This window comes from Lactobacillus sp. M0393, from assembly GCF_016102025.1.
Taxonomy (GTDB): domain Bacteria; phylum Bacillota; class Bacilli; order Lactobacillales; family Lactobacillaceae; genus Lactobacillus; species Lactobacillus melliventris.
In genome coordinates this window covers 12,546-37,286 of record NZ_JACFPK010000006.1, presented here as the reverse complement: position 1 = coordinate 37,286, position 24,741 = coordinate 12,546, and the positions used below count along the sequence as shown (strand labels likewise).

General features: G+C 36.5%; 25 protein-coding genes and 1 riboswitch. Of the genes, 5 read left to right on the top strand and 20 right to left on the bottom strand.

Translation table 11 applies throughout. The features are described from left to right. Positions 1–231: 231 nt before the first annotated feature. Positions 232–2,634 carry a phosphoketolase family protein gene (locus H3R29_RS06145; protein WP_198202791.1) on the bottom strand — a complete coding sequence of 801 codons (2,403 nt, stop codon included), beginning with the start codon at positions 2,632–2,634 and terminating at the stop codon, positions 232–234. Positions 2,635–2,917: 283 nt separating this feature from the next. On the opposite strand from H3R29_RS06145, the gene H3R29_RS06140 reads away from it, so the two are divergent. Further along, the gene (locus H3R29_RS06140) at positions 2,918–3,682 is read left to right on the top strand and encodes a DeoR/GlpR family DNA-binding transcription regulator (protein WP_198202874.1); all 765 of its coding nucleotides are present in this window, start codon (positions 2,918–2,920) and stop codon (positions 3,680–3,682) included. Positions 3,683–3,686: 4 nt separating this feature from the next. Further along, complete coding sequence (locus H3R29_RS06135; RefSeq protein WP_198202790.1) at positions 3,687–4,058, top strand: bacteriocin immunity protein; 372 nt, start codon at positions 3,687–3,689, stop codon at positions 4,056–4,058. Between the two features lie 51 nt (positions 4,059–4,109). On the opposite strand, the gene H3R29_RS06130 is transcribed toward H3R29_RS06135, so the two are convergent. The 6 genes from H3R29_RS06130 to H3R29_RS06105 form a co-directional block, all read right to left on the bottom strand. Beyond that, positions 4,110–4,835 carry a GntR family transcriptional regulator gene (locus H3R29_RS06130; protein ID WP_187156416.1) on the bottom strand — a complete coding sequence of 242 codons (726 nt, stop codon included), beginning with the start codon at positions 4,833–4,835 and terminating at the stop codon, positions 4,110–4,112. Positions 4,836–4,843: 8 nt separating this feature from the next. After that, positions 4,844–5,767, bottom strand: coding sequence for a nucleoside hydrolase (locus tag H3R29_RS06125; RefSeq protein ID WP_198202789.1), 924 nt, complete (start codon positions 5,765–5,767; stop codon positions 4,844–4,846). 107 nt (positions 5,768–5,874) lie between these two features. Beyond that, positions 5,875–6,567, bottom strand: coding sequence for a ribose-5-phosphate isomerase RpiA (gene rpiA, locus H3R29_RS06120; RefSeq protein ID WP_198202788.1), 693 nt, complete (start codon positions 6,565–6,567; stop codon positions 5,875–5,877). Between the two features lie 109 nt (positions 6,568–6,676). Next, a complete protein-coding gene (locus H3R29_RS06115; RefSeq protein ID WP_046324501.1) occupies positions 6,677–7,147 on the bottom strand; it encodes a DNA starvation/stationary phase protection protein in 471 nt (156 codons plus the stop codon). A gap of 160 nt (positions 7,148–7,307) precedes the next feature. Next, the gene (gene celB, locus H3R29_RS06110) at positions 7,308–8,672 is read right to left on the bottom strand and encodes a PTS cellobiose transporter subunit IIC (protein ID WP_198202787.1); all 1,365 of its coding nucleotides are present in this window, start codon (positions 8,670–8,672) and stop codon (positions 7,308–7,310) included. Between the two features lie 92 nt (positions 8,673–8,764). Continuing rightward, positions 8,765–9,265, bottom strand: coding sequence for a PTS cellobiose transporter subunit IIA (locus H3R29_RS06105; protein WP_110445775.1), 501 nt, complete (start codon positions 9,263–9,265; stop codon positions 8,765–8,767). A gap of 148 nt (positions 9,266–9,413) precedes the next feature. Between H3R29_RS06105 and H3R29_RS06100 the strand changes: the two genes are divergently transcribed. Further along, the gene (locus H3R29_RS06100) at positions 9,414–10,859 is read left to right on the top strand and encodes a 6-phospho-beta-glucosidase (RefSeq protein WP_198202786.1); all 1,446 of its coding nucleotides are present in this window, start codon (positions 9,414–9,416) and stop codon (positions 10,857–10,859) included. A gap of 101 nt (positions 10,860–10,960) precedes the next feature. On the opposite strand, the gene H3R29_RS06095 is transcribed toward H3R29_RS06100, so the two are convergent. The 10 genes from H3R29_RS06095 to H3R29_RS06050 form a co-directional block, all read right to left on the bottom strand. After that, complete coding sequence (locus H3R29_RS06095; protein WP_198202785.1) at positions 10,961–11,902, bottom strand: aldo/keto reductase; 942 nt, start codon at positions 11,900–11,902, stop codon at positions 10,961–10,963. Positions 11,903–12,071: 169 nt separating this feature from the next. Beyond that, a complete protein-coding gene (locus H3R29_RS06090) occupies positions 12,072–12,443 on the bottom strand; it encodes a PTS lactose/cellobiose transporter subunit IIA (protein WP_046324496.1) in 372 nt (123 codons plus the stop codon). 10 nt (positions 12,444–12,453) lie between these two features. After that, a complete protein-coding gene (locus H3R29_RS06085; RefSeq protein ID WP_046324495.1) occupies positions 12,454–12,789 on the bottom strand; it encodes a PTS sugar transporter subunit IIB in 336 nt (111 codons plus the stop codon). 241 nt (positions 12,790–13,030) lie between these two features. After that, entirely contained in the window at positions 13,031–13,258 is a 228-nt protein-coding gene (locus tag H3R29_RS06080; RefSeq protein ID WP_046324494.1) for a hypothetical protein, read from the bottom strand. 101 nt (positions 13,259–13,359) lie between these two features. Then, on the bottom strand, positions 13,360–13,578 hold the full coding sequence (locus H3R29_RS06075; protein ID WP_198202784.1) for a hypothetical protein: 219 nt from the start codon (positions 13,576–13,578) through the stop codon (positions 13,360–13,362). A gap of 159 nt (positions 13,579–13,737) precedes the next feature. Continuing rightward, positions 13,738–14,934, bottom strand: a complete 1,197-nt coding sequence (locus H3R29_RS06070) for an MFS transporter (RefSeq protein WP_198202783.1) — start codon at positions 14,932–14,934, stop codon at positions 13,738–13,740. Between the two features lie 6 nt (positions 14,935–14,940). After that, entirely contained in the window at positions 14,941–16,383 is a 1,443-nt protein-coding gene (locus tag H3R29_RS06065; protein WP_198202782.1) for an FAD-binding protein, read from the bottom strand. A gap of 12 nt (positions 16,384–16,395) precedes the next feature. After that, positions 16,396–17,130: an SDR family NAD(P)-dependent oxidoreductase gene (locus H3R29_RS06060; protein WP_174795531.1), complete on the bottom strand. Its 735-nt coding sequence runs from the start codon at positions 17,128–17,130 to the stop codon at positions 16,396–16,398. Between the two features lie 13 nt (positions 17,131–17,143). Continuing rightward, positions 17,144–18,619 carry an FAD-binding protein gene (locus tag H3R29_RS06055; protein WP_198202781.1) on the bottom strand — a complete coding sequence of 492 codons (1,476 nt, stop codon included), beginning with the start codon at positions 18,617–18,619 and terminating at the stop codon, positions 17,144–17,146. An 89-nt stretch (positions 18,620–18,708) separates the two neighbouring features. Beyond that, on the bottom strand, positions 18,709–19,587 hold the full coding sequence (locus tag H3R29_RS06050; protein WP_198202780.1) for a LysR family transcriptional regulator: 879 nt from the start codon (positions 19,585–19,587) through the stop codon (positions 18,709–18,711). A gap of 178 nt (positions 19,588–19,765) precedes the next feature. Between H3R29_RS06050 and udk the strand changes: the two genes are divergently transcribed. Further along, on the top strand, positions 19,766–20,407 hold the full coding sequence (gene udk / locus H3R29_RS06045) for a uridine kinase (protein WP_174795528.1): 642 nt from the start codon (positions 19,766–19,768) through the stop codon (positions 20,405–20,407). Between the two features lie 92 nt (positions 20,408–20,499). Here the strand turns inward: udk and H3R29_RS06040 are convergent, their stop codons facing one another. Then, complete coding sequence (locus H3R29_RS06040; RefSeq protein ID WP_122037330.1) at positions 20,500–21,078, bottom strand: ECF transporter S component; 579 nt, start codon at positions 21,076–21,078, stop codon at positions 20,500–20,502. Between the two features lie 42 nt (positions 21,079–21,120). After that, a riboswitch (TPP riboswitch) is annotated at positions 21,121–21,210 on the bottom strand. A 75-nt stretch (positions 21,211–21,285) separates the two neighbouring features. Next, complete coding sequence (locus tag H3R29_RS06035) at positions 21,286–22,368, bottom strand: M42 family metallopeptidase (protein WP_198202779.1); 1,083 nt, start codon at positions 22,366–22,368, stop codon at positions 21,286–21,288. A 238-nt stretch (positions 22,369–22,606) separates the two neighbouring features. On the opposite strand from H3R29_RS06035, the gene hpt reads away from it, so the two are divergent. Further along, complete coding sequence (gene hpt, locus H3R29_RS06030) at positions 22,607–23,176, top strand: hypoxanthine phosphoribosyltransferase (RefSeq protein ID WP_174795526.1); 570 nt, start codon at positions 22,607–22,609, stop codon at positions 23,174–23,176. Positions 23,177–23,320: 144 nt separating this feature from the next. On the opposite strand, the gene H3R29_RS06025 is transcribed toward hpt, so the two are convergent. Continuing rightward, complete coding sequence (locus H3R29_RS06025) at positions 23,321–24,667, bottom strand: hemolysin family protein (protein WP_198202778.1); 1,347 nt, start codon at positions 24,665–24,667, stop codon at positions 23,321–23,323. Positions 24,668–24,741 lie beyond the last annotated feature (74 nt).

Sequence of the window (24,741 nt, the reverse complement as noted above, 5' to 3'; positions counted from 1 at the left end):
CTAACAAAAAAGAGACCCATATGTTTAACACACACAAGTCTCACTATTTAAGATAAGTCCAGAAGTATTCCTTCGGGTGTTGGGCTTATCGCAAGTAATTGCTGTTACTCCCTCATGATGATATTTATTATAAATAAATTTTTTATTTTTAACAAGAATAAGACTATTAAAATTAGCTAAAGCAAAAAACAGTTTCTATTACTTAGAAACTGTCTGCGCCCGATATTTTTGTTAATTAAGACCAGTCCATTGCCATTCTGTAACTTCAGGCATATCTTTACCATTATCACGAATGTATTGGTGATGCTTAGCAAGTAATCTGTCCATTTCTGCTACAAAGCCGGCACTCTTTTCAGCGTAACGAGGAACACTTAAAATGGCATCTTTAGCCAAATGGAAGCGATCAAGTTCGTTAACTACCCGCATATCAAACGGTGTGGTAATGTCGCCTTCTTCTTCATAGCAGTGAATATGAACGTTACTGCGTTTGCGGCCGAACCAGATAGACTGCATCATAGCTTTGTAACCGTGCCAGGCAAAAATCACTGGCACATCGCTTGGGAACAATTGCTCAAATTCCTCATCTGAAATTGCTTCTGGATTATCTTTGGTATTCATTAGCTTCATAACATCAATAACATTGATGTAACGAATTTTCAGGTCAGGGAAATTCTTGTGCAAAATATCGATTGCGGCAAGAGATTCCATTGTTGGTTCAGTTTCAGTTGAAGCAAACACAACATCAGGTTTAGCATTATGGTCAGTTGAAGCCCAATCAATGTAAGATAAGCCGTGATTTGCAATACGAGTTGCTTCATCAATTGAGAACCATTGTGGTCTTTCTTGCTTAGAAGTTACCAAAATATTAATACATTCACGATCAGTGAAAGCTTTTTGGGAAATTGCCAACAATGAGTTAGTATCGGCAGGCAGATACTCATGAACTAAATCAGGACGATTCTTTTCATACATGTGAGTCAATACACCTGGGTCTTGGTGGGTATAACCGTTATGGTCTTGCTGGAACACAGTTGAAGTTGCAATAAAGTTAAGTGAGGGGTAATCCTTACGCCAATATTGTTCCTTAGCTTTTCTTAACCACTTCATATGCTGGGTCAGCATTGAATCTACAACCCGGCCAAATGATTCGTAGGTAGCAAAGAAGCCATGACGACCTGATAAAACATAACCTTCAAGCCAGCCCTCGTCCTGGTGTTCTGATAATTGAGAATCGATTAAACGCCCGCTTGGTGCCAAGTTTTCATCATTAGGAGTATGAACAGAGCTTTCCCATTGCCGTTTTTGCTCATCAATGAACTTAAACAAGCGGTTAGACTTGGTCTCATCTGGTCCAAAGCCACGGAAAGTATTTGGATTAAGTTCAGCGATTTCATTTAAGTACTTAGCCCATTCGGTCATATCCTCAGCTTCAATAGAACCTGGTTGATCAAATTTCAAAGCGTACTTGCGATAATCAGGCAAGCTAAGGCGCTTAGCTTTTTCACCACCAGCATTAGTGATTGGGTTCATAGCCATTCGACTATCACCAGCAACATTATCCGCTGTTACCACTGCAGTTGGTGTACCATTTTCATCAAATAGTTCTTCCGGTTTATAGCTCTTAAGCCAGTCAACGAGCATATCTTTGTGTTCCATATCATCTTGAGCAACTGGAATTGGAATTTGGTGTGCTCTAAAGGAGTTTTCAATTGGATTACCGTCAAGATCTTTCTTGGGACCAGTCCAACCCTTAGGCACGCGGAAAATAATCATTGGCCAGTGAGGTAAGGTTAAATCATTGTTTTCACGTGCATTCTTTTGGATTGCTTTAATCTCTTCAATGACAGTATCCATTAATTTGGCCATTTCTGCGTGAATTTGCATATGGTCTTTATAACCGTCAAATTCGCCGCCATTATATGCGGAAATAATATAAGGATGCCAGCCCATACCTTCAAAGTATTTGGTCAGTTCTTCGTCTGACATTCTGGAAACGATCGTTGGATTAGAAATCTTAAAACCATTAATTTGCAAGATCGGCAGCACAGCACCATCTTTAATAGGGTTAATAAATTTATCACTGAACCAGCTTGCTGCAAGCGGACCAGTTTCAGCTTCTCCATCACCGATTTCCACAGCTGCAATCACATCAGGATTATCTAATATGGCACCAGTACCATGGGAAAGTGAGTAACCTAATTCTCCACCTTCATGCATTGATCCTGGAGTTTCAGGTGCGGCGTGCGAAGCGGAGCCACCCGGAAAACTAAAGCGTTTAAAGAGCTTAGCCATGCCCTTTTCGTCTTGTTGAATTTCAGGATAAAGTTCACTATATGAACCATCAAGATACGAGTTTGAAACCATAACCTGACCACCATGACCTGAGCCTTCAATATAGAACATATTCAAGCCATACTTCTTAATAACTCTGTTTAAATGGGCATAAATAAAGTTTTGCGGTGAAATAGTACCCCAGTGACCAATTGGCTTAGGTTTTACCTCACTTGCTTTTAAATCATGTTTTAATAATGGATTGCTCATTAAGAAAAGCTGACCGACTGATAAATAATTTGCAGCCCGCCAATGAGCGTCAACGCTTTTAAGGAATTCTTTTGAATCATAATCAACTGCCATTTTAATTCTCCCTTAGTTGTTTAGCTTAATTTCATTTTATAAACATATTATAGCAATTTTTGATAAAAGTTCAACCATTTTGAAAATTGGTTCGTCCCAATTTTATAAAAACGTGTTTGTTTAAAGTCAGTAGAGGAAAAACACTATTATTCCTCTACTTTTTATTTACAGATCAGCATATTTATGCTCAAATACTGATAAGTGCTTATTTTTATTGCTAAATGCTGAAAAAGTAGTTAAACAATATTCGCTGTAGTGTTAATTTATTTAGAGGAGAAGTATGATGTCACAGGAAGACCGTCTATTAAAAATCAAGCAAATGCTTAAAAATGAAAAACATTTACGAACTCGCAGCTTAGCACACTATTTCAATATTTCTTTTGACACTGCTCGTCGAGACGTGGTTCGATTAACCACAACTGGACAAGCAATCAGAGTTCATGGCGGATTAATTGCTATTGATGAAAATGAGGTGCCTAATTTTCTTACCAGAAACCAAATCGATTCACCTATTAAAATTAAAATGGCCCAGATGGCTAGACGTTTTGTACATCCTAACCAGTGCGATTTTATTGGTCCCTCAACTACTCTTAAAAAATTGTGTGAATTAATTTGTGGTACAGATTTGCAAATAGTCACTAATTCAATTGACAACTCACTAGCATTGATGCAAACAAAATTACCAAGTGTAAGACTGCTGGGAGGAAAAATTGATAAAGAGCATAGGTTTAATTATTCTGTAACTTCACTTGATCTTTTACATAGGATAAGTTTTAATACTGCTTTCATTGGCACCTCCAACGTTAAAGATGACGGTATTTATTCAGCAAAAATGAGTGATTCGGAGTTAATTAAAACCGCGTGTTCCAGAGCAAAGCAAGTTATTGTTGTTGCAGAAAAATATAAGTTTGATAGTGAAAATTCTTCTCCTTACATGTCAATTCCACTTAATGAAATTGACGTTTTGATCACAGATTTGCCTTTGCCAGAAAAATTTCAGAAAAATTTTTCGCCGAAGACCCAAATCATTTCGGTTTTAAGGAAGTGAGGTTATGCGTAACTTTTTTGGTAGTTTGTTTTCAAAAAAGCAGCAACAACTAATCGAAGAAGTTTATCAGGATTTAGAGCAGTTTTATCAGAGTTTTTACTCTAATATATATAATGAATTGAATATCAATAAATATAAGCAAATTCGTGACGCCATTGGTATGGTCATGCGCAAATTTGACAATCAAGACCATCCATTAGATTATGCTGGCAAATTAGTATTGTACATTCAAGCTTCTGTTGTGCTGCAGCATTTGCATTTAACAACTATGCAGCATAAACTTCTACAGGATTTAAGTGACAAAACCAAAAAGATTAACTTAAATTTTGTTTATACTGGACGGCTCACGGATATGCAACAATTTAGCAATGTTTGATTTCCTTTTTTATATAGAATGTATCCAAAAAAACAGGCTTTCGCCTGTTTTTTATTTATTCAAATTAACAAAAGTATTAAAGCGCATGTATTGATAATGAATACGCATAGTTGACACTTCAAATGGAGTACCATCATCTAAAAAGAAAATACCTTCCATTACTCCAACTGGTTCAGTAGACTTCAAATTAAGCCTTGCTTGATCATCCCTATCAGATGGATCAACGGTGATGTTAAGAAAGGCTTTAGTGACTACCTTATTTTGTGAATCCTCTAAGTAATTAAAAAGGGACTTTTTTAAGTGCTCAGGTTTAAGCTCAGGAACTATTTTAATAGGTACATAGCCAGTTTCTATCAAAAAGGGCTGTTCATCCAAAAAACGAAGTCTTTTAAATTGGTAAACAAAGTCATTTTCTTTAAGAAACAAGTCTTGAGCTATTCCAGCGGGTGTTTTAATCACATTAAAAGAAAGCAGCTTAATACCCTGCTTTTTACCTGGAACTTTAAGGCTATCGGTCAACCCTAAATTTGATCCTTCATAACGAAACAATGATTGGTTCTTTAAATATAGGGGATTGATGAAAGTACCACTACCCCTTTTTTTAAAAACAATCCCTTGTTGAGAAAGCAGCTCCATTGCCCTTTTCATTGATGAGCGACTTACTTGATAGTATTCAGCTAGACTACGCTCGTCTGGAAGACGCATTCCTTCATATTTGTTATCCAAAATATTTTGTTTGATATCGCGCATCACAGTACGATAAACGAAATCTGCCATTATCTACCTCAATTATTTATTTCCTTGATAGCGGAAATTAACCACTCAGAAAATTGTCTACGGTCAATTTCTACACCAACTTGAACATTTGCTGGTTGACCAAAAAAGTTGTCAAAATCAATCATTGATGCGCCATAAGCACTAGGGCTTTTAGTATCGACCACGACATAAGCCGGTTTAAAAGTGTACATTTCCGGTTTTACCAACATTCCAGATGCCAACGCATCGTATACTTCTCGACCATTAGTTCTAGTGTGATCTTGCAATTTATCCATAATATGGTAAAGCATATTACCAGTTCTGCCTATTTTCTTAATTTGCATTAAGACTTCCGGAGTAATATAAGCTTGATGACCTAATTCCAGTGGCGCCAATAAAATTTTTATGCCACTTGCAAAAACAATTTGTGCTGCTTCAGGGTCACCCGCAACATTATATTCCGCATACGGCCCCCAATTGCCACGACCAATTGCACCACCCATAATTACTAGTTGCTCAATTTTAGGTAAATCTTCAGGGAACTGCCTAAAATAAAGCGCAAAATCAGTCGCTGGACCGATTTGCATTAAAGTTACCTTCTCGCTGCTATTAGCAACCACCTTGTGAATTGTTTCTGCAGCTAAACCTGGTTTTAATAAGCTGTAATCAGGTTCAGGAAAATCAAAACCGGCTAGGCCACTTTGGCCGTGAACATCAGAAGCATCAATTTGGTCTCGTAACAATGGTCTTTGTGCTCCACTCACGACTGGCACTTTAGTTTGCAAAAAAGTTTCCAGTTTTAAGGTATTGTCCAAAGTGTTTTTAAGCGGAACATTGCCCCATGTTGCAGCAATCAATTTCACATCAAGTTCAGGAGCAAACAAGGCTGTTGTTAATGCTACTACATCATCAATTCCGGGATCGGTACTAATTATCAAAGGTTTTTTTAACATAAGAATCCTCTTTTAAAATGGTTATAGCAATATGATACCAAATTTAGCTTCCAGTTGCTCTTTGAAAAAAGTTAGCCAAAAACAAAATCTTAGGCTAACTCGTAAAGTTATTTTTTGCGGTCTTCAATATTGCCATTAGCATGAGCAATAATAACTTCATCGCACATCCCTAAAAAAAGACCATGCTCGACCACACCAACGGTATGATCCAGGTAATCAGCTAGTCCGCTGGGAACTGGAATAGGATCAATGTTTAAATCAATAATATAATTGCCATAATGAGTGACAAAACGCTTATTTCCACTCATCCGCCACTTGGGATTTAGTCCTTCAGCCTGAAAAAGTTTGAAATTTTGCTCACACGATATTGGCAAAACTTCAACTGGTAATGGAAAACCACTAAGGTGGTCAACCATTTTAGATTCATCCACAATCCAAACTACTTGTCGTGAATTAATCGCAACATTTTTTTCCATTGTTAAGGCACCGCCACCACCTTTGATGCCATCAAAATTAGCGGCTATTCTGTCTGCCCCATCAATAGTTACGTCAAGTTGGTCCACAGTTGCCAATTCAGCAACATGGAAACCATAGCTTTCCAGCTGCTTTTTACTTCTACTTGAAGTTGTCACCACTGCTGCTAGATCAAGTCCTTCTTCTTTTTTTCTTCTGCCTAATTCAGCAATTAAAAAAGCGACTGTAGAGCCGGTTCCGACTCCCAATTTCATTTTCGGCTTAACTAATGCAGCAGCCTTTACTGCAGCCAGTTTTTTCAACCTATCCTGTTCTTCTTTATCCATGATCTGTGCTTTCTAAAATTAAATTATTAACCAGTAGTTCAATTTCATTATAGCAGAAAAAGAAGATATAAAAAAAGCAGTCCTAGACTGCTTTTTGCAATTGACTTAATTATTCGGGATCAATTTCAGGAGCTTTGTTAATTTCGCCTGACATCATCCAAATACGTTTTTCAACATCTGAGTGGAAGCCAGTCAGCATATCATTAGTTGAGTAGTCTCCCTCTTCATCACTAACCTTGATCCCTTCCTCATAAAGTTGATCAAGATAATGGTAATCAGCAATAATTTTTGCATAGCGCTCATCAATAGTTTCATCCCAATTACCCTTTTCATCAGGAATTTTTGTTTTAGCTGCTATTTCACTTAAAGTTGAAACTGGAGAACCATCAAGGGTAATTAAACGTTCAGACACTTCATCCAGTTGGTCAGCTAGTTCATCCATTACCTTGTCTAAGTATGGGTGTAATTTCAAAAAGCGGTTACCACGCATATACCAATGATGTTGGTGAACAACCATATGTAATTGGGTCAAATCAGCGACCAATTGGTTTAAAACTTCTTTGGTTTTTGGATATTTCATAAAAAATTCCTCCACAATCAGATAATACGACTACACTTTTATTATAACGAGTAAGCGCTCTTAATACTAAAATATTGTTTAGTATTTTGTTAATCATACATGAACAATTAACAAAAAAATCTGCCTTTTGCAAGACAGATTTTTAAAGACTAACTATTATTTATGCGGCATCTGGAGTTGCGTTCTTCCTTTCATTCTTGAGAGTAACGTTATCATAATGCTTAATGAACGGGTACCAAATCAAAAAGGCTACTATTGCACAAATAATTGAAACTAGGCCACCTTGCCAACTGGTAGTGGCAAGATAACCACCTAAACCAACAGGTGTTGGCCAAGGCTGTTGTACTATGATGACCGGAACAATCTTTGCGGCAATTGCTAAATAAGCTACCAGACCTGAAGCCATGGGTGCACAAATAAATGGGATAAACAAATCAATATTATACACAATTGGCAGGCCGAAAAGAATTGGTTCGTTAATATTGAAAACAGCTGGTACAATTTCAACTTTACCTAGTTCTTTTAATTGTGTTGAACGTGCCCGTAATACCAGCCAAATAGCGACACCCAAGGTAGCACCAGAACCACCAATTGTAACAAAGGCATTTAAGATTTCACCCGCAAAAACGTGGTGAGCACCTTGATTAACATTAGCTTGCATATTAGCTAAAACAATTGGGGAATAGAAGGAGCTGATAATCGTTGCACCATGAATTCCAAACCACCATAAGAAGTGAATAAGAAACAGAATGATTAAAAAGCCCCACCAAGTATCAGCAATATCACTAATAAATGAGAATGGAATAAACAGAACGTTGAATAAGTCAGTCCCAGCCATAACTAAAGCCATATTTATTGCTGACATAACTACAGCAACGCAAAAGCCTGGAATCATTGCACTAAAGGAGTTGGCAACACCTGATGGTACTGAATCCGGCATTTTTATTTGCCAGTTATGTTTAATAGTAAAGCGGTATATTTGTACCGTTATCCAAGCTACAACCAGACCGATAAAAATACCGACAGCACCGATACGGTAAATACCAGCTAATGGAGAAGCTTGGTAACCTCCAGCAATCATTTTATCTTTAGTAAATAAAGTTATAAATTCAACTCTACCGTTTTTCCATACTAATTCAGCAACAGTAATGAAGAAACCCATTAAAAACATCATTAAGCCATCAATAGGAATTAAACTTAAGTGTTCTTCATCACGATAAATCTTGGTATAGGAATAAGCAAAAGTACCAGAGAAAACCAGCGCAATAATACCCATCGTGGCGTTGTAAACGGACTGAAACAGGTTGGTAAAACGTCCTATTGTCCCCACATACCAAGCAGCAAATCCGGGAACAGGTATAGCTTTCGGCAACACTGTCAAAATTAAGAAAATGGACCCAATAATGGAAAATGAAATCACACTATAACCAGCGTCCATAATAGCCCTGACGAACCGCGTGGCAGCAAACTTGCCCGCCATTTCAGCAATTCGATCTTTTATTGGTTTTTTATTTGATTCAGCCATAAAAACTACTCCCTCTATATAATTATTATTAGTTAACTATATTTAATTGACTATAATAGTTATTGTAAGCGTGTTCAAATAAAATGCAAACATTAATTATTTTTAAATGCTTTAATTGCCTTTAAATATTTATCTTTTCCGATATTAATATTATGTATTCTGCGCTCACAAAAATAAGCCAGCAAAATACCCGCTAACAGAAACGCAACCATAAAATAGACTGAATTCTGATCAGTAATAAAGGGCAGAATTTGTTTTTTGAAAGGTAGAAATAGGCTGCAAGCCAGCAAAATATTACCGATAATTTGAAGCCATAAATAAATTCTGGTAATTGGTACATCGCTCTTGCGGTTATGCATTTTAGTCAGCTGTTCGATGGCAGCAATTCCGGACAAAATAGTCATTAAACCAGCTAAAATTATTCCCGGTAGTTTCTGGTATTCAACTAAAATTAACAACCAAAACAGATTGGCAAAGAGAAAGATGACTACGCTGTAACGAACCATTAAATAGCGGCTAAAATAAAGATATTTGATACTATCTTCATGTTTTTTACGCTCAACATCACTTTGATTAGAAGATTTGCTTGTCATATTTTCCAGTCCTTTACGATATTATATTAACAATTATAGCCTTATTTTTTGCAATAAAGCTAGTGTTAATGTTACTTGAAGATTAAGTAGCAATTGTATAAAATATAACTGTTAACGCTATCACAAAAATATTAAAAAGGAGATAAAAATGTATTCAGCAAAAATGCCAGAAGGGTTTTTATGGGGCGGTGCCGTTGCTGCTCATCAATTAGAAGGAGCCTGGAACGAAGATGGCAAGGGGATGTCAGTTGCCGATGTCATGACTGTTGGCTCTGCCACTAAACCTCGCGAAATTACTGATGGGGTTATTCCCGGCAAGAACTATCCTAACCACAGTGCTATTGATTTTTATCACCACTATCAAGAAGATATAAAATTAATGGCCGAAATGGGTTTTAAAGCCTTTAGAACTTCAATTGCCTGGACCAGAATTTTTCCTAACGGCGATGATGAAAAGCCTAACGAAGCAGGTTTAAAATTTTATGATGACTTGTTTGATACCTGCCACCAATATGGTATTGAACCGGTAATTACTTTATCTCACTTTGAAATTCCCTTTAATTTAGTGAAAAAATATCATGGTTTTACCAATCGCAAATTAATAGATTTCTTTGTCCGCTTTGCAACAGTTTGCTTTAAGCGCTACAAGAATAAAGTAAAGTACTGGATGACCTTCAATGAAATTGATAATCAGTCTGCTTATAACGAAGACTTTTTAATGGCAACAAATTCAGGAATAATTTTTAATGGCATGACTGACAAAGAAAAAGAAGCCGCTATGTATCAAGCAGCCCACTATGAGTTAGTAGCGTCTGCTTTAGCTGTTAAAGTTGGACATAAAATTAATCCTGATTTTCAAATTGGTTGTATGATTAATTACTCACCTGTTAGACCACTAACTCCTTCTTCAGACGATGTGTTGTTAGCTGATAAGTTTGAACAGCGTCGTGACTGGTTCTCTGATGTTCATGTCTTTGGTGAATATCCTAAAGAAGTTGAAGCATATATTAAACGAAATGGTTATCGTCCTGACATTACTGATGAAGACAGAATTGTTTTGAAGGAAGGCACTGTTGACTATGTAGCTTTCAGTTACTACCAAACAACTACTGTTTCAGCTAAAAACGTTAAGCCGGACGAATTAAACGACTTATCTAAAGCAATAACCCAAAACCCAACTTTAGAAAGAAGTGATTGGGGTTGGGAAATTGATCCAGCTGGATTAAGGATTGCTCTAAATCACTTAACTGATCGTTATCACAAACCTTTGTTTATCGTTGAAAATGGTTTAGGAGCTTATGATAAAGTTGAAGCAGATGGCTCCATTCATGATGATTACAGGGTTGACTATTTAAGAAAGCACATTTCTGAAATGGAAAAAGCAGTTGCAATTGATGGCGTGGACTTAATGGGCTATCTGCCATGGGGACCAATCGATCTTGTATCTGCTGGAACTGGTCAAATGGATAAACGGTACGGCTTTATTTATGTTGATAAGAATGATGCTGGTGAAGGTACTTTGAAACGTTCACGTAAAGATTCATTCGACTGGTATAAAAAAGTCATCAATTCAAACGGTCTAGATTTGGATTAATTTCATAGTAAAGCACAATAAAATACACGATGCCAATTTGTTGGCAATCGTGTATTTTTTTATTTTAACATTTAAAAATTAAACTATATTCTTAATTCTTATCAAAAGCTACTGAATAAGTGATCAATTTGCTGATATTCACTTGAAGACAATTCAACTTCTAAAGCTGCAGCGTTACTTCTAACTTGAGCCGCATTACGAGCTCCAGGAATCACAACACTTATCGCAGGATTTGCCATATACCATGCCAATACAATTTGCGTTACAGTTGCCTGATGATCTTCAGCAATCTTTCTAATCCCATCAATTCCTGTAATTGCTTCATCATATTGTTTCTTGTCAAAATTACCTAGTAGTTTACCACCATCACTATTTTTAAACTTGTCCCAGTCTGCTAAAGCATATTTACCCGTTAACAGTCCTGATGCCAGTGGGAAAAATGGCACAAAGGAAATATTATTTTCCTGTAAATACTTTAATTCTTCTTTAACTGGAGATTGGTGAACCAAACTGAATTGATCTTCAACAATATCAACTTTACCGTTTTTGTTAGCTTCTTTAATTTGATCCAATGAAAAATTAGAAACACCAATTGCTCTTATTTTTCCAGCTTTTCTTAAATCAGACAAAGTTTCAACTGCCTCGTCTTTGGGCGTTTCTTTATCCGGAAAATGCAAATAAAAAATATCAATGTAATCGGTCTTCAGTCGTGATAATGCTTCGTCAACTGCTTTTTTAATAAACTCGGCACTATTATTAATGGCCATATCCTGCGACTTATCTTGGGCAGCTTTAGTGGCAATTATAACTTTCGAACGATCATAATCTTGCAAAACATCACCAATAATTTCTTCTGATCTACCAAGACCATAGACATAGGCTGTGTCCAAGAAATTAATTCCTAGATTAAAGGCTTCTCGCAGGAGGTCATATCCATCTTTTTCGTTTAAATTATTAAACAGATTATGTCCTCCGACCTTATTCGTCCCTAAACCTAACTTACTGGTATAAACGTCACTTTTGCCTATTTTTACTTGTTTCATATTTCACTCCAAATAATAGATCTAAAATGCGCAATGTAAAAAAGTACAATTATAAAACCTACCTAATAAAGACAATGATGCAAAAATTGATCACGATTAATTAACCGCGCCTTGTTTTTCAAAAACAGTATCGTTTACAAATTCATCAATTTGCTTTTGTTCATTAAGTTTATTCGTCTGCTTCTTTCTTTAATACATTCGCATTAAAAAGCTTTTCATAAAGATCAACCATTTCTCCAGCTAAATCTCTAAATGTAATAGCATTCATCAAATGGTCTTGTGAATGAACAACAAGCAGAGTAACTTTTGTATGGTCTCCTTGAGCTTCTTTGGTCAGCATTCCAGTTTGAGAGTTATGTGCTTCATTAAGAGATTTATCGGATTCTGCTAACTTAGCTCTAGCACCTGCAATGTCGCCTTTTTTAGCCAGTCTGATAGCTTCAAAAGCAAGACTTTTAGCATTACCACCATTGGCAATAAGGCCCATAGCTGCTTCTAAAGTTTCTTGCTCTTTCTGTTCTGGTGTTTGTTTTTCTGCCATCGTTATCCCCTTATCCGTTAATCAAGTCTTCAGCTTGTTGCAATACTTTTTTACCGTCCATCATGCCGTATGAACGCATATCAATAACTCCAAGAGGAATATCGTTACCATCTTTTCCTTGACCTTTTACTTTATTCTTAAAGTCATCTTCCATGTACCGAATTTGTGGTCCAAGTAAAATGCAGTCTGGATGATCTTGCTCAATATGTTGCGAAGCTTCTGAAGCTGGGCATGCAAAAATATTTGCATCAATACCTTGATCCTTTGCAGCTTGCTGCATTTTGGTAACCAATAAAGATGTACTCATTCCGGCGCTGCAATTAAGCATGATAGTTTGTTCTGCCATAATAATAATTTCCTCCTAAAATGTATCCTAATATTTATTTCTTCTATTATAGCACTTTTAAAATAGCGCTTACTAATAAGTCTATTAATTTTTCCACTATTTTCAGAAAATTTAATGAAGGCTTACTTTTTGTCTGAAAATAAAATATACGTGGTCGGTATATCTTACCGACTACGTATATTACATAATATAGTTCAATTGTATCTATTCAATTTCACAATGATAACTGTTATAGCCTTATTTAAAAACCTTTAAAAGCTAAAACAATTGCAGCGATACCAACAATTAACAATGATAAACCAATAACTAAAGAAGTCCACATTGCCAGAGGCATAAAGCCATTATTAGTACCCTTATGTAAAATTCCGTGGATATAAACGACACTATTAACTACTTGATAAGACCCTAAAGCCATCATAATCGCAGCGATAATCATTAAAAATGCTGCACTCGTTAAAAAACTTGCCATTTTAACACCCTCTTTTAAACTAATAACTATACTATACAATGATTTTACCACGTTTTTAAATTAAAGTGGATAATAACTTATAATTTTTTTCTATTCAAAATTTAAAAATGATAGAACAAACAAATAATTCCACCACAAAATAAAACAAGCCCAAAAAAGAAAGCAAAAGTAATTGCCAAAATTGAAAAGCCATTACTAGTCCCATTTTGGAGAATACTTCTAGTATATTTATAACTAGATACTAGTTCAAAACCAGCTAGCAAAAGCAAAACGACACCCATAATTTTCTGGAATATTATGCCGTTGAAAAAGTTAGTCATTACTATCGCCTTCTTTAATTTTAAAGCCCTTTCATTTTTATTTGGCCTAATTATATATCCTTTAATAAAAAAAGTATAGCAATTATATATCGCCAAAATTTAGGGTAAATTTGGTGATTCACATCACTATAAACTATTGGCTACTTTTATTTATCTTTTTTATTGTTCTTTCACAGCTAAAACTAAATTCTTTTGAAATTTAACCACTAAACAAACTACGGCTAGCATTAGTGCCAGCAAACCGCTTAGAGAGAAAACGTTAAAACCTAAATGACTGACTAAACTAGTCAAAGGATTAATTATCAGTGGACTAACGACCCCACCAACCGAATAAATCGCAACATAAATTCCCAAAGCCATAGAAACACTGTTATCATCAACAATTAAGGAAATCAAATAAGGAAATTGTCCCATTGCAATACTCATCGCTGCTCCTACTATAAAACTACCAATAAAGACAATTAACAAAGAATGAAACAGACCAATTAATAAGTATGCAATGCCATACAAACATAATGAAAGAGCAATTGAAGAGTAGCGAAGCCTTTTGCCAATTTTACCCACAAATAAGCCGCAGATCATCCCACCAACAAGAGAAATGGTGGATGTTAGAGCTGCTTGTGCAGTGGCACCAAGATTTTCTCTCACTACAAACAAAGAGATATTATTATTTAAAACATTATTAAGTAACATTATCAAAAACGCCCAGAAGGCACTATAAAACACGAATTTGTTTAAATGAATTTTAGTATTACCTGCTTTAGTGTCATTCTGAGAAACGGTTCTGTTTTCAAAGGGCAGAAGAAGAAATACAATTAGCAGTATTAGCAGTGAAAACAAGTATATCCAGTAATTATTAATCCAGCTGCTTGAAGCTGCCAGTTGACCTCCGCCCATGATAAAGACCATGCCACCAATATTAATAAAAGTTGTAGATAACCCCATAGTAGATTCACGTTCACTTTGAGGCAGCAATTGTGCGATTAAAACTTGAGTTAAATTGGTGCAGGCTCCTTGACCTAAGCCCACTAAGCATGAACAAAAAAGTAAAAACGCAAAATTCGTGTGCAACATTAGTGGCAATAACCCACCAATTGTGACCAAAAAAATTGAAACAAGAGTTAACGCTTTTAAATTAACTTTATTTGCTGTTAATTTACCAATGATTATTCCCGCAAGCATCATAAATAAATTTGGTAAAGATGTCAGCATTTGTACACTAGTATTGTTAAGGCTAAAAAATTTAGCAATGGCAGCGTAAGATGGAGTAATAGCTAAAGATGCCATGCCAATCATACTAACCGCTAAGATACCTATACGAATTTTTGAATTGGAAACTCTTTTAGCACTATTCATTGATATTTACCGGGTTTTAGTAATACTTTGAACGGCATTTCTACCTGAAAATACGGCATAACCTGCTGTACTTCCTGGTAAAGTGACAGCGTAAGTATCACCAACAAGCATCCCTGCAGCATCATTGCCAACAGCATAAATTCCGGTAAGTGGATAACCGTATGAATTTAAAACAGCATTGTTATTATCAACGCGAATACCACCAATTGCACATGCCATACCAATACCCAATTCTACTGCATAATATGGACCATCTTTTAAAGCTGTCATATATGCGGGAGCTTTACCAAAGTCGGTATCGGTTCCTTTAGCCACTAAGTCGTTATAACGCCCAATTGTTTGCGGCAAATTGGGCAAATTCAATTTCTCTGCTAATTCAGCCAGAGTATCTGCTTTAGTCAGGTACTTATCACCATTCTGTAAGTCACGCGTAATTTCTTCTTGTAAATGCTCCAATTTTTCAGGTGAAACTGGTGAATTGCCTACTTCCTTGTAAAGACCGACATTAGTTAAATGGTCAACCGTTTCTTGATTAAGGATTGAAAAGGTTCTTGATTGGGTTAAAAGAGCGCTGCCGGCATGACACATGTTGTCATTGACATCTTCATTAACAAAGCGTTCACCTTGCTCATTCACCCATAAAATTGCCTCTTGAGTCGCTGCTGCTGCCAATTGTTCAGGCATATGAACAAAAGGTGGACGTGTTTTATCCAAAATAGCACCACCACCATATTGAATGGCGCCCATCTGATAGTGTTCAGCTCCAGCCTGCCATGCTAGTTTCATGCCGTCCCCGGTAGATTTGCCATCACTAACTGACAGCAAGCGTTCAGTTGCAGGAGTCCGTTTCTTAATCAAATCCGGATTATCCACATAGCCACCTGTAGCTAAAATCACTTTAGTTGCAGTTAATTCTCTAAACTGTCCTGTAGCCTCATTTTTAATAACTAGACCACTGACATGACCATTATGTTGTAAAATTTTTTGCGCACTAATGCTAGTCACAATTTCCACGCCAAAAGCTTTAGCCTGAGGTATTAACTTTGCTATCACAGCATGACCACCACCGGCAAAAGTATGAATCGTAGGCCAGCTTTTACCTTGAGGACCAACTTTACTATACTCAACTCCAAGGGAATGAAGCCAGTCAATTACTGAACCACTTTGACTAATATATTTTCTCAAATGAGGGGCACTAGCTTCATAGTGGGAATAGTTCAGTTCATCTTGGAGCAATTTGGTAGGATCAATCTTAATACCTTTTTCTTTTTGCAAAAAGCTGTCGACTCCCATTGCGCCTTCAACATAGTTGCCGTCACCGCCAAGTGTCCTGCCTTTTTCAATTACCAAGGTCTTAATACCCTGCTCGCCAGCACTGACAGCTGCTGCCAAACCGCTAAGCCCGCCACCAACAATTACTAGGTTATATTCGGAATTTTTAGGAAACATAAATTTTCTCCCCTACTTCAGGCCGACTGAAACGCCGCCGTCGCTTAGAATTGTCTGACCGGTCATAAATGTGGCTTCACTAGCTACAAAAACAAAGACTTTAGCAACTTCAGCAGCGGTTTCTGCCCTCTTCATTGGTACAGTCGGTAAAACTTTCTCCAAAAAGCCGCCTTCGTTAAGTGGGGTTTTAGTTAGACCGGGAGCAACACTATTAACACGAATATTTTTGTCAGCATAATCAATCGCCGCAGCTTGAGTCATACCAATAATGCCATTTTTGGCTGCATTATAAGCGCCCATACCACCAGGATTATAAATGCTGCCTAAAGCACTGGTATTGACGATTGAGCCATAGCCTTGTTTTAAGAACAGTTTGATTTCCTCACGCATACATAAGAAGGTCCCACGCAAGTCCAAATTAATCGTATTATCAAAATCTTCATCAGTCAGTTCGGCAAATGGCTTCAAAACGCCACCGCCAGCGTTATTCATTACATAATCAATCTTACCGTAATCGGAAACGATAGTTTGTAACCCGTTCTTAATACTGTCTTTATCCATGACGTTCAAAATCAAGCCGGTAATCTTACCGTTATATTTTTCATTCATTTCAGCAGCAACGTCCAGCACTTTCTTGTTATAGTCAGTTAAAATGACATCGCTACCTTGCTTAGCAAATTCTTCACTAATAGCATAGCCAATACCTTGAGCAGCTCCAGTAACAACAGCAACTTTTCCTTCTAACATTTTTCTTTTTCTCCTAATTTAAACTCTTAATTGCTTCTTCTGCAGCAATCCAGCCGGAAACAAAGGCAAAGCCGTTAGCAATACCTTCATAGCTCGGGTAGCCATCAGAATATAAGCCGTTAACATTATTACCAACAATATATAAATCTTTAAGTGGAGTGCCATCTTCTTTTACCGGCTGACAGTTACGATCAACATTGACACCGTCTAATGTTCCTAAAATTGCGCAGTGCTCAATTATTGCGTAAAACGGTCCTTCTTGAACGTCAAACAATAATTCAGCAGCCGGCTTTAAGAAAGTGTCGTCCTCTTTCTGCTTAACGGCCTGGTTATAAGAATTGACACTTCTTTCAAGGGAAATATAAGGCAATTGCAGCTTTTGGGCCAGTTCCTTTAAGCTGTCTGCTTTTACTACTTCACCCGTTTTAACCGTGTTATCAAAGTCTGTTTGAATATTAGGTAAAGGCCCCACAGTTGTTCTTGGGGTTTGCCCCACGTCACAGAACTGTCTTTCAAAAGTGTCTTCAAGATTAACCTCTTTTTGCTTAAAAGTGTCTAAAGTCTTTTGGTCCAGTAAAACGTAGTACATACCGTTAACGTTATGGGCAGCATTGCCCCACATAGCAAAATCATAAACTACATCCTCGTTTACAAAACGATTAGCGGTTTGATCCAGCCACAGCAATGGTAAATTGGTTAGAGTTTCAACCGCACTGTCTCTTTTCATAGGATTAATACTCATACTTGGTGCACAGCCATGGGCAAAAAGAACTGGGCGGTGACGACAATCTGCACCTAATTTATGCGTTAATCTAATTCCCGTACCCGTAGATTTGCGCTCTCCCAGGTTCAAAAGTGCGTTAGTATCTGAAAAATTGGCTGTCATCATTTCCTGACTGCCGCAATAGCCGCCATCAGCAAATATTACTTTTTTAGCAGCAATTCTAATCTCTTCACCATCTTTATTTTTAGCAATAACTGCTTTTAAGCCATTATCATATTCCAGATCGACAGCTGCAGTTTCCAACATTACCTTATTGCCAGCTGCGGTAAATTTATCCGGTAATTTATCCCAGTTAGTCATTTTCTCTTTAAAATTATTAAATTTATGGTAGACCAGTGGATCATTTAAGTGTGCTTTTTGTTCGCTTTGTTCCACAGTTACCGGTAAACCCATTTCTGCTAAACGATCGATATTGGAACCTGACTTTTTTAAAAATCGCGCCAATAGTTCACCATTAACAAAGAAGTGGTTGTAATCTGTTAATCCGTTAAAAGCTTCACGATAGCCATAATTTACGTGTAGCTTTTTTTGTTCAGTGGAATTAATAGCAAAAACTCCATGAGCACCAAATTTGCCGGCACCTCCGACTTTGTTACCTTTTTCTAAAAGTACAAATGGCACATGCTTTTGATAAAGTTCAAAACAAGCTGAAATTCCAGCCGATCCTGAGCCAACAACTACGACATCAGTTGAAAAAGAATTCAATGTAACATCACCCTTTCTGATATTTTGTGATTTTTATTACAATTGAATTCTATGTCAATTTAGATCAAAGCGCTAACACATAAAAGTTATCAGCGATAAGTTAAAGTTGTCACATGCTTAAGCATTTTACCGAATTTAGTTGAAACCATTGAATTCATTGCTATTACCACATTAAAAGTTTTTTGCAATTGAACTGGCGATAAACGCTCAATATTATTGCAGTTTTGCGGTAAATTAAATGATTCCGGTACGATTGTGATACCACCATTGAAGTTGACATTTAAACATCCAGCGGCAAAGCTGTTGACTTCTGCCACTTCTTTATATTTCCAACCATTTTGACAGTAGATTTTAAGCATAGCAAGCTGAATATCAGTAATACCAGTTGATTTCCAGTTTTGCATATAAAGCATACTGTTCTCAGCGAGCTGCTGCTCATCCCCGTGATATTGTCTTAGTTCATCTTTATTTAGCAGTAAGTCAAAACTAGTTTTCCTAAAAGGTAGACTGTCTATTTTATTATTACCGGCAAAAGCTAAGTCAAATCCAACCAGTATGTCATAATTACCATTAATCAATCTTTTGATGCAAGAATCAAAATTTTCTTCGTCAAAATTTGGCTGACAAATATCTGGTATTTTTGAAGCAAATAATGCAGCGTCATTTTCAAAGCCTTGCAAAAAATGGACACGTAACAGCTTCTCCGGGTTAGGATCCGGGTGGTGCCAAATTTCACTGTACAAATTAATAATTTCTACGCTGCGTTTATAAAAAACTTCTCCTACTGGCGTTAACGAGAATTTACCAGCAGAACGGTTAAGCAATTTTTGGCCCAATTCATCTTCTAATTTCTTAATAGCTGAACTGACTGCTGTTTCTGAAACATAGTTTCTCCTTGCTGCTGAAATAAAGCCGTGAGTTTGAACGACATCAACGAAATATTTTACCGGCATTAAATTATAATTCATTTTGCACCTATGCTATTTAACACAAATTACTTTTTTCACATTTATCATATAAAAAATTTAGTCAATTTTAAACCGCATTCAATAGAAAAGTAGCATTAATTATCAAATATACCTTAACTGTTGGTAATTATGGCAAAAGTAAAGTAAAATGTTTAAGGATTAAAAAAGGAGTGGCATAATGTCTAGACTTGAAAAGCCCGTAGTGATTGGTATTACCGGTGGTTCAGGCAGCGGGAAAACTACCATTGCGCAAAAAATTGTTGCCCAAATGCAAGAGAATGAACACGTTTTGATTATGACTCAGGATTCATATTACAAAGATAATACCGGGATTCCTATGAGTGAAAGAAAGAACATCAACTATGATCACCCAGATGCTTTTGATGTTCCTTTGCTTAGAAAACAGTTGCAAGACTTATTAAATTATCGGTCAGTCGAGATGCCGGTTTACGATTTTAAAGAACATACCCGTAGTCAAAAGACCATTCATACTGAGCCTGCCGATATCATTATTCTTGAAGGAATTTTGGTTTTAGCTAACAAAAAAATTCGTGATTTGATGGATATTAAAGTTTATGTTGACACAGATGACGATATTCGCTTTATTAGACGTTTAGAACGTGATCTAAATGAGAGAGGCCGGTCCATTGACTCTGTGATTGAACAATATTTAAGCACAGTTAAGCCGATGTATCATCAATTTATTGAGCCAACCAAGCGCTATGCGGATATTATTGTTCCAGAAGGCGGTAAAAATGATGTCGCCATTGATATGCTTACAACTAAGGTACACTCAATTTTAAGTAAAAAAGAAAAATAAAAAAGGAGTAATTGCTTCACGTGATATGACCCCCAAAAAATTTGTCCTAATTTTAGGGTTCACATCAAAGAGCAATGCTCCTTTTTAAATAATTAAGCTATTTTTGGCTTTAATGCTTTATCAAATAAATTCGTAATCAGCTTAACTAAAACGCCATCAAAAACCAGAGCAGAAATGATATTAGTAATAAGCATTACGACTTGTACTTGCATACTGAATTTGCTCCAGCCATATAAAATATATGAGGGAATAAAACAGCCAAATGAAGCAAAAAACGCACCAGTTAAGACGCTTTTCCAAGTGAAATTTTGATAACGCTCTTTTTTAGGGAAAAAGCCGATCTCATTAGTAGCGCCTTGAATAATTCCGGAAAGAATCGTAGTAGCACCCCACTGACCACCTATGGCCATTTCAACCACAGAAGCAAGTAATTCACCAATCGTACCGGATCCTGCAGTAGGAACAAAATACATCGCTAAAGGTCCAGCCATAAGCCATAAACCTGTAAAAACAGTATCAGTCACTGGTGCGAAACCTGTCGGCACCAACAACATTTTTATTAAATTAAAAGCCCAGTTAAAGCCATATGTATAAATGACTCCCATAATAATTCCAATTAACGCAATTAAAATAATCGACTTTACATTCCATTTTGAAGTTCTAGTAAACATAAAAAATACTCCTAACTTTACATGTCAGTAGGAGTATCATTATTACCTAATTTTACACTTCCCTAACGCAGGTATTGTCCCGATCAGGTTCAGAGGGTATTTCTCAGCTTTTTGGCACCCCTAGTGACTGCTATTCAACTTTTACTATTGTATCATACTTTAACTAAGTTTACTCCTTATTTTAGACAATTAATGTAGTTAATGCCATTAAAATTGACTAAAACTTGCCAGTTTTTCTTTAGTTAAATCACGAATAATAGCAAGCGTCAAAGCAACAGATGCTTTAAAATCTGAATAAGCACTAAAACAATATGGAGAATGTTCATAACGAACAGGAATACCAATCACAATGGTTGGTGCGCCATTTTCATAATAAATTGCCGCGCCATCTTGGCCACCCCCAGTGCGAACAGAACGAGTGTACGGAATATTATTCTTATCAGCCAAATCGCAGACATACTGTTGAAATTTAGGATTAGGCAAAAACGACGTATCCATGTCACGTAACATCGGTCCCCTTTTCAGTCCGGTTTGTGACAACCATTCTGGGGTAAAGGTATCATCTGCTGGACAGGATTCAAGAACAATCGCTAAATCAGGCTTTACTGCACGCGCTGTCACATACGCCCCGCGCAGACCGACTTCTTCCTGGCTGGAAAGTGCTGCAACAACGTTAAATGCAGTTGGTTCACCTTTTAAATTGTCTAAAACATCAGCCATAGCAGCTGCGCCAAAGCGGTCATCAAAATCTTTGCCGAAAAACAAACCAGACTTTTCATTGTATTCACATTTAACATCCACAAAAATAGGACAACCAGTATCAATTTGATAATCATTAATTGTTTCGGCACGTGAACTGGAACCAACGTCAATTGACATATCGGCTACGTCCGGTACATTATTTTTTTCGGCTGTAGTCATAAAATGAGGTGGTTTAGTAGCCACAACACCGGGAACGTATTCACCTGCACGATTTTTAATTTTTACGCGCAGAGCAGGAATATTATATTTAACCCAGCCGCCAAGGGGTACAAACTTAATCATGCCATTAGGACGGACAGCTTGAGTAATAAAGCCAACAGCATCTGAATGTGCATCCAGTTGAATCACTGGCCGACCTGGTTGGTTTTCTTTTTTGCTGGCATACACATTGAGCATACCATCAACTTTCACGTCAGCAAAATCTTGAACAGTATCGGTAAATAGTTTAACAAATTCTCCTTCAAAACCAGAGGTGGAATTGGCATCAGAAAAAGCCTTGAGCATTTTAATTTCTTGTTGTTTTTGCATTTTTTTACCTTTCACTAAAAATATCTTATTCTTTAATTTTACCAAAAACAGAGGTTGCACGTTAAAAATTTAAGCAAATTGAGAATTATCTTACTGCTTTTAGCAATATAGCTACTTTTTGTACGTAATTGACTGCTAAAAAAGTGAAAATAGTTAAAAATGGTCTGTTTTTTTAGCAAAAAAATGATATAATCGAAATATTAGGAATTTAAATTGTTTTACAATGAAGGGTAGATAAATGCCAAAAAACGACAATATTAATAATATTATTGATCATAAATTGTTTAGTGAAGATGACATTCACCAAATGTGTGTTAAGTTAGGAAAGCAGCTTACTAACGATTATGCTGGTAAGAAACCGTTAATCGTTGGTGCTCTCAAAGGTGCTGTTTTCTTTTTAACTGATTTGGTTAGAGAAATGGACGTCAAAGCTGAAATTGATTTTCTCGATGTCTCAAGCTATGGTAATGAAATGGAGTCTTCCGGGAAAGTTAAGCTAGTTTCTGATTTAGCATCTGATGTGAAAGATCGTGATGTTTTAATCGTTGAAGACATTGTTGACACTGGTTTAACTTTAGATTTTATGAAAAAGTTGCTTGAAAAACGTGGGGCAAAAAGCGTTAAATGTTGCGTTTTACTTAACAAGGAAGCAAATCGTAACGTTGATGTTGATGTTGAATATTATGGTTCAAAGGTTGGTAATGAGTTTGTAGTAGGCTACGGACTTGATTTCATGAATTATTACCGTAACCTGCGTTACATTGGTGTACTAAAACCCGAAATTATTAAACTGGTTAATAATAAATAAAAGAGTCTGGGAAAAAAGTGCTCTTTGAAGTTAAATTAAAAAATTTCACAATTTAAAAAGACCGACAAATCAACGTTTTATTGACGTGATTTGCCAGCCTTTTTAGTTAGGTTTGAGTTTTTCCCAAACTCTTTTTAAATGCCTTTATTCTTCTTGAGACTCTTTTGCTTTATCGTTAATATTTTTAACGATAAACCAGCGCATGAAACCCTGTTCGATATCATCGAGCTTAAATTCAAAACCCTCTAATTTAACTTTCTCGCCCTTTTTTAAGTCCGGATAGTGTTCCATCATATAGCCACCGATGGTGATAATATCACTATCCTGGAAACTTTTTAAGTCAGTCTTAAAATATCTGGCAAAATCATATAGGGTCGTTTTGCCCGATACATGAATATTACCTTGCTCATCTCTAATTATATAATCATCAGAAACGTCATCTATTTCATCTTTAACCGTACCGAATAGTTCCTCATAGATATCCTTATCAGTAACTATTCCACTGGTGCCACCATATTCATCCACCACCAAAACGATTGGCGTGTGCTTTTTAATCATTAACTGCAAAATATCTTGGATAGGCATGGATTCAGGTACTGTAATCATTGTTCTAATAATACGTGTAACTGGCACCTTGTCGTCAATCTGGCTCTGTTGGATAACATCAAAAGCATAGATGTAACCAACAATATCATCTTTGTTATTGTCGCGAACAACCGGAATTCTACTTGAACCTTCATCCAAGTACAACTTAAGGGCTTGCCTGATAGAATCAGTCGAATTAATAACCACTAACCGCGTTCTATCCGTCATAATATCTTTGGCTATTTTATCATTCAGCTCAAAAGCACGTTTCATATATGTCAGATCATTTTTATCAAGCGAACCACCGTGAACTGCTTTCCGCGATAATTTAATGATTTCTGACTGCGAGTAAACCTGATTTTCTTCATCAGCCGGCTCAAAACCCAACATTTTCAGTAAACCATTTGAACTGGCATTAAGTAACCAAACGAAAGGATAAACCAGGGTATGGAAAAGCTGCAAAGGGGTCACAATTTTAAGCAAGATTTTTACTGGCATGTCAATTGCAATATTCTTGGGCACAATTTCTGTTACTACGACTTCTAAATAAGTTAACAAAATTACACCTAAAATTGCACTTAGTGAACGAACTACCGCATGATTAAGTTCTACTAAATTAAATGCTCTCTCAAATATTGCAGCCAAAGTATCCGCTGAAAACCAGCCTAAAACTACACCAACTAAAGTAGTTCCGACCTGTGTCGTTGAAAGGTATTCATTTAAATTATGAGTCATATGCAAAGCGCGCTTTACTTTGCGCTGGTTGCCAATTTTATTAGACAACATATCTTCAAGCTGGCTGGGTCTGGTTTGAACCAAAGCAAATTCTGCAGCAACAAAGAACGCTGCAAAAACAAAAATAACTAAAGTTGCTATTAAATTAGTAACTATTTGGGCTGTACTCAAAATCTATATCATCCTTATCAGTATAACCGTGAAAATTTCCTATTAAATATTTTATCATTAATAGCGCTTTATTT